Below are 6108 nucleotides of genomic sequence, written 5' to 3' on the forward strand. Positions count from 1 at the left end.
TTGGAGGGATTTTTCTTCTATGAACGTTTTCTGCGGTTGATTCCTTTAACTAGATAAGAATCGGTGTAATGGCGTATTCGCTCCATAATGCGCATCGCCTTCATTTCTTCGATCCCGCCCTTTTGCGAATAAGAAAGATGCTCCTCTAATTGCTCGTAGCTATAGTTCGATGTATAGAGGGTGGGCAGCTTCTTCATCACTCTATATTGCAGAATTGGTCCAAGTACCTCATCTCTCGCCCAAGCAGAGATAGATTCCGCTCCAATATCGTCGAAGATCAGGACAGGAATATTTTTTAAGGCATTCATTTTTTCTTCTACTCTCTGCTCGGCAATGGCATTCTTGATCTCCAAGAAGAAATCTGGAGTATATACCATATAGCTGGCAATCCCTCTCTCTGCCAGCTTATTACAGGCTGCACCTAATAAGTAGCTCTTCCCCACTCCAAGCGGACCATAGAGATAAAGTCCAATGGCATTTTGACCTGGATTGGCTTGAAGACAGAACTGGAGAACCGCTTCAAATGCATCTTCTCTCTCTGGAGCAGAAAGGTCAAAATCTCGGAAGCTGCCTTCCAGAATATCTTTAGGAATATGGTGGCTATTAATTAGCTTGGCTCTCGTTTCTGCCGCTTCTGCTTTTTTCAAGTAGGTACAGGGAGTATATTCAAGATCAAGCATCTTCCCATAGGCAAACATCTGAGGATAATGTCCCTGTAGCATAGTTTGACATTGCTCTAATCCACGACAGGCTTCGCATTGCTCCAGATCAGAAACATACTGCCGAACCTTGATGAGAAAACGAGCCACTTCTTCCTTAGACCATTCGGGATGGTCCTGCCACCACCGTAGAAGTAAAGGGTGATTCAATAGCTCCGCTTCCTTACTTTCTATTTTCTTGTGTATTTGTCTTGATTCTAAAAATTGTTCAAGAGAAGAACGTAGAGCCTTCACGATCACTGACCTCCTTCATCCCATTCGCCCAGTGCTTTAAGTAATGATTCGATTCTTTCTCTTTTTTGATGATCGCTTATGGATTGTGATTGCACTTTTTCTAAGTTGTCTTCCGGCTTATGGTCATATTCTTCTTTTTTCTTTTGCTCCTCAATCCAGCTAGGGAGCTTATCCTTCCTCACTGCATTCTTTTGAGGGACTTTCTTATTACTATTTTTTACGCCTTTTTCTTCTGCGCTTTTCGATTTCCATTCTTTGTACTGCTGATGCTCCTTCTTAGCTAAATCCTGAGCTTGCTTCACTGTAGTTATATTTAATCTCTTCCAATGTGCTGCAACTTTAGTTACAAGGTTTTTCGGTAGTTTATAATCATTTGTTAAAAGGATATATTCTATAAGAAGGTTCACGACACCCGGTAATAGCTCATAATCATACAGGAGCTCCTCTAAGAGCTTCAAATCGGCTTCCGCTACCTTTCCCCCACCTTGATAAGCCTCCAATAACTCTAATGGAGAAAGGTTTTCTAAGCGTTGTAAATGCTTCTCTTCCTCTGAAAGCTGGGTGCTTTCTAGATGAAACATTCTTTTCGCCATAGGCTGAACCATATGGATCAGCTTCGGCGGTTTTCCTCCGTGCTGTGTACGATAGGCTTCCTTTGCCTTTTGGCGAAGCTGGATAAGGTCAATTTCTTCCTCAACCGTTAAGGAATCATGAATAAGGCGACTCACATTCCATTCATCTAACCCATAGAAAAAGGAAATTTTCTTCAATTCAAGAACAACCTCGTCTGTCAGAAGAACCTCACTGTTAATCCCCTTCATTAAGAAGCCTCTAAGACTGTCCAAATCAATAGGATAACGTGCGTAGGAAGGCGAAATAGGGAGATCTGAGGGCTCACTTGGTAATGGATATTCGATCTCCATCTGTTGCAGCTCTTGGTCACTTTCCGTTCCTCTTAATGCCATCAGCTCCGAAGGATGAACAGAATGAAAAACTTCATGGAACTCCTTCGTAATCTCCGTTTTCTCACTCTCACCTTCTCCATAGAGATAGGCATGGTATTGCGCTCGCAGTTCTTTGTAGCGCATTGTTCCAATTTGGTTATATAGGTAGATACTCAGAATATCATCGCCAAAGAATTCTTTCGGGGTCAGGGGAGGTAAAAGCTCATATTCAATAAAAGTATAATAATCCTCTTTCGTCACTCGATACGTTTTCACTAAACCCAATGCCTCTAGACGAATGCGAGAATGGAACAGCTTGTCCAAAGGAGCATTCATCATATTCATTAGCCATTGATGGTTTCTTTCAATAGAATAGTGATGCAACCCATCCACTTCACTGGCTAAAGTCACATATAGAGCATAGGATATGGAGCCCATAAGTGGCTGATAAAGCTGTGTTAATGTTTTGATTTGAAATAAGCTTAAGGGTTGAACAATATGAACACGATACCGATCCTGGGGCCGCAACTCATTCCAAACTAAAGTCATACGATTCACCCGTTTTCTGTAATAATCTGATTAAGATTAGGTTATCTTAAGCCTACGTCTTCTTTAAAAGATCGGTTAATTCCTTAATAAATACAGTAATATCCTTAAATTGGCGATACACAGAAGCAAAACGAACATAGGCAACTTCATCCACCTTATATAGTTCATTCATGACTTTTTCTCCAATTTCTTGGCTTGGACACTCCTGCATCCCTGAATGACGTAGATCATTCTCTATAGAGTTCACAATATTTTCAAGAGTTTCAAGTGCAACTGGACGCTTTTCACAAGCGCGAATCAATCCGCGGAGCACTTTTTCCCGGCTAAATTCTTCACGCATACCATCTTTTTTCACGATAATGATCGGTGTTTCTTCCACTATTTCAAATGTTGTAAAGCGCTGATTACAGGATTCACATTCTCTACGACGACGTATGGACCGATTTTCATTAGAAGGTCTTGAGTCTAATACTCTTGAGCCAAAGTGTCCACAATAAGGACAACGCATCATCATCACTCCATCTATTTTACTATCCTTAGTGTCGCCTATTCTACAGAATACGTCAAGGTGTGAATTTGTGGTTTTTTCCCTTCCCAATTAGACATTTATACTTTATAATATGGGACGGTATGCGTTTTTTGTCGGAACTTCGCAGATCATTCTTTTCACTTATTATTAAGGGGGATTTACAAGCTTATGGATTGGCAGGATCTGATATTTAAGTTTGTTGGTGGTTTAGGTATCTTTTTATTTGGTATTAAGTACATGTCAGATGGTTTACAGAAAACAGCAGGGGACAAAATGAGAAGCTTATTAGAGACCTATACCTCTAATCCTTTCATGGGAGTCGTCGTAGGGATTGTTGTCACCATCTTACTTCAAACCTCTACTGGGACAACCGTCATGGCGATTGGGCTAGTCAATGCAGGTTTAATGACCTTGCGTCAAGCAATAGGAGTTATTATGGGGGCGAATATTGGGACAACCATGACAGCCTTCATTATCGGGATTAAGGTTGAAGATTATGCGTTACCGATCATTGCCCTAGGTGGATTTTTCTTATTCTTTACGAAGAAAAGAATGTATCAATACATAGGTCAAATTATTTTTGGTTTCGGGATGCTCTTCCTCGGGCTAAAAACCATGGGAGGCGGACTCAAACCACTGAAAGATTTACAAGTATTCTCCGACTTTATTGTAGATCTCTCACATAACCCTATTCTGGGAGTACTTGTAGGAACCGTCTTTACCATGATTGTCCAAAGCTCTAGTGCAACAATCGGGATCTTACAAACCATCGCTGATGAGGGTATGATTGAACTATTCCCTGCACTTCCAGTTCTATTTGGGGATAATATCGGGACAACGATTACAGCGGTGATTGCAGCGATTGGTGCTTCTGTTGCTGCCAAAAGAGCTGCGGCGGTACACGTTATTTTCAACGTGATCGGAACTACTTTGTTTATTATTGCTTTATACCCCGTGTATCATTTGATTGTCTGGCTGGGTGAGTTTACAGGAGCCAATATTCGTATGCAAATTGCCTATGCTCATGGATTCTTTAATGTAACCAACGCGCTGATTCAATTGCCATTCGTCGGTGCACTTGCTTATATTGTAACAAGAATTGTTCCTGGGGAAATGAAGGAGCTTGAGTTTGGTCCGAAATATTTAGATGAGCGTCTTTTGACAAATCCATCTGTAGGTCTTGGACAAGCTCAGCATGAAATTATTCGTATGGGAACCTACGCGCGTGAATCATTAAATGATGCAGCAAATTACTTCTTCACCAAGGATGAAAAAGCAGGAAATCTAGCCTTACAAAAAGAAGAAATTATCAATGACCTGGATAAAAAAACTACGGAGTATTTGGTGAAGCTCCAACAAAACTCCATGAATGAGCAGGAATCTGGAAAAGCTTCAATTTTAATGCAAACGATCAACGATATCGAACGAATTGGGGATCATGCTGAAAATATTGTTGAACTATCTGAGTTCTCGATCACTCATAAAGTAGAGTTCTCATCTCAGGCGATTGATGAGTTGAAGAAAATGATTGATTTAACAGATACCACCATCGCTAAGGCTCTTCAAGCGTTAGAGCATGATAATCAAGCGATTGCTGAACAAGTCTTAGAGCTTGAAAGTGAATTAGACCAAATGGAAAGAGAATTTAGAAAGAGTCATATTACTCGTCTAAACAACCAACTATGTAACGGAAGTTCAGGTTCTGTTTTCTTAGATATATTAAGTAATCTAGAGAGAATGGGAGACCATTCCAAGAATATTGCACAATATGTGATCTGCGGAAATAATCTATAACACAGAATTAAGCAAAATATCCCATAGCTATTGCCGCTCCTTTCTAGTATGATGGTATGTATGAATGCTAGAAAGGAGTGGTTTTTTATGTTGTTCACTGCATTAGCCACTTTAGCGGGGATATCCATCCTAAGTAAAGGATACTGGAACACATTTCGTCCGGAATTAAAAGAAATTCATATAGAAGTGTTAAAGCCAACCTATCAAGGTGAGCTGAAAATATTGCATCTAACTGATATTCATATTGAAAAGCTATCTGTTTCACCTGACAAAGTAAAGGAATTAGTGGGAGATCAGACCTTTGACTTGATTGCTTTAACAGGAGATTATTTGGATCGCGTAACAAGTATTGAGCCCTTCCTAGCTTTTTTAGATGGAGTGGTTCAAATCCCTAGTCGATTAGGGATTTACGCCGTTTGGGGAAACCATGACTGGGTAATCAAAGGAGACATGCTTTCGGTCTTGAAAAAAGAAATGGAAAAAAGAGGGGTTGTTGTACTCTGTAACCAGTCCAAAACCATACATGATCATCATGAAACCATTCATATCATTGGAATCGATGATCACTATTCAGGGCATAGCGATGTCGAAAAAGCGTTTAAAAACATTCCAGCACATGGTACCCGTATTATCCTCACTCATGATCCTCTTGTTGTCAACAATATGAACTACTCTTTTGATTACCTCATTTGCGGCCATTTTCATTCCGGTCAAATTTATTACCCTATTCCAGTTCATTCCTTAAAGATGGGTTTAAAACCGTTTAAAAAATATTTATGTGGTCTTCAGCAGCATGCCAATGGAACGTACTATATTAGTGGCGGTTTAGGTCAAACAGGGGCAAACATTCGTATAGGGTGTCGTCCTGAAATCACGATTCACACTTTAAAAGCAAGAAAAAGAAAGGAACAAGTGGCTTAGAGAAGCTACACTTGTTCCTTTTCACTTAATGAGGTTCCAACAAACTCTAGGTGCTTGTCCAGCCTTTCATACAGCGCAAGCGTTTCCTTCTTACTATAGCCAAAATCCATTGGCAGCGAGGTTTTCGTGATAATGGCAAAATCAATGGCTGTTCGATAAGGAAAGACGGTAATAATATTGACTACAAGATACGCTCTTTTTGGTTTTATAAATTCCGCATTGATTTCGCCGCGGTCCTCAGATACATCTAGAAGCGTAATTCTTGGTTCTTGTTCAAGCATTTCTTTCACTACTTTCATTGCCTGGGTCTTTGTTGTTTTGTAGTATCTTGTTCTTAACTCTTTCACTTGGTGGTTTTCACTTGTTTCTGTTCGATTAGAAAAAAACTCTTTTAATCCCATGTCACAGCTTCGCCTCC

Annotated in this window: 6 protein-coding genes; 2 read left to right on the forward strand and 4 right to left on the reverse strand. The window is 40.1% G+C overall.

Going from position 1 to position 6108, the window contains the following annotated elements:
• Nucleotides 1-17 precede the first annotated feature (17 nt).
• The 3 genes from dnaI to nrdR are packed head-to-tail and all read right to left on the reverse strand — an operon-like array spanning nt 18 to nt 2954.
• Entirely contained in the window at nt 18-953 is a 936-nt protein-coding gene (dnaI, locus tag JCM10596_RS15665) for a primosomal protein DnaI (protein WP_025027948.1), read from the reverse strand.
• A 2-nt stretch (nt 954-955) separates the two neighbouring features.
• Nucleotides 956-2446, reverse strand: coding sequence for a replication initiation and membrane attachment family protein (locus JCM10596_RS15670; RefSeq protein WP_025027949.1), 1491 nt, complete (start codon nt 2444-2446; stop codon nt 956-958).
• A gap of 52 nt (nt 2447-2498) precedes the next feature.
• Nucleotides 2499-2954: a transcriptional regulator NrdR gene (gene nrdR / locus JCM10596_RS15675; protein WP_025027950.1), complete on the reverse strand. Its 456-nt coding sequence runs from the start codon at nt 2952-2954 to the stop codon at nt 2499-2501.
• Nucleotides 2955-3143: 189 nt separating this feature from the next.
• On the opposite strand from nrdR, the gene JCM10596_RS15680 reads away from it, so the two are divergent.
• Both JCM10596_RS15680 and JCM10596_RS15685 read left to right on the forward strand, forming a co-directional pair.
• Nucleotides 3144-4769, forward strand: a complete 1626-nt coding sequence (locus tag JCM10596_RS15680) for a Na/Pi cotransporter family protein (RefSeq protein WP_025027951.1) — start codon at nt 3144-3146, stop codon at nt 4767-4769.
• An 87-nt stretch (nt 4770-4856) separates the two neighbouring features.
• Nucleotides 4857-5690, forward strand: coding sequence for a metallophosphoesterase (locus tag JCM10596_RS15685; protein WP_025027952.1), 834 nt, complete (start codon nt 4857-4859; stop codon nt 5688-5690).
• Nucleotides 5691-5695: 5 nt separating this feature from the next.
• On the opposite strand, the gene JCM10596_RS15690 is transcribed toward JCM10596_RS15685, so the two are convergent.
• On the reverse strand, nt 5696-6108 hold a 413-nt coding region (locus tag JCM10596_RS15690), incomplete at its 5' end, for a cytosolic protein (protein ID WP_369345657.1).

It is taken from the genome of Caldalkalibacillus mannanilyticus JCM 10596 (assembly GCF_000615945.1).
Lineage (GTDB): Bacteria > Bacillota > Bacilli > Caldalkalibacillales > JCM-10596 > Bacillus_AT > Bacillus_AT mannanilyticus.

Bases quoted from the DNA above. Each gene is read 5' to 3' on its own strand.
- JCM10596_RS15670 (WP_025027949.1), bottom strand. From the start codon at position 2,446: ATGACTTTAGTTTGGAATGAGTTGCGGCCCCAGGATCGGTATCGTGTT.
- JCM10596_RS15680 (WP_025027951.1), top strand. From the start codon at position 3,144: ATGGATTGGCAGGATCTGATATTTAAGTTTGTTGGTGGTTTAGGTATC.
- nrdR (WP_025027950.1), bottom strand. From the start codon at position 2,954: ATGCGTTGTCCTTATTGTGGACACTTTGGCTCAAGAGTATTAGACTCA.
- JCM10596_RS15685 (WP_025027952.1), top strand. From the start codon at position 4,857: ATGTTGTTCACTGCATTAGCCACTTTAGCGGGGATATCCATCCTAAGT.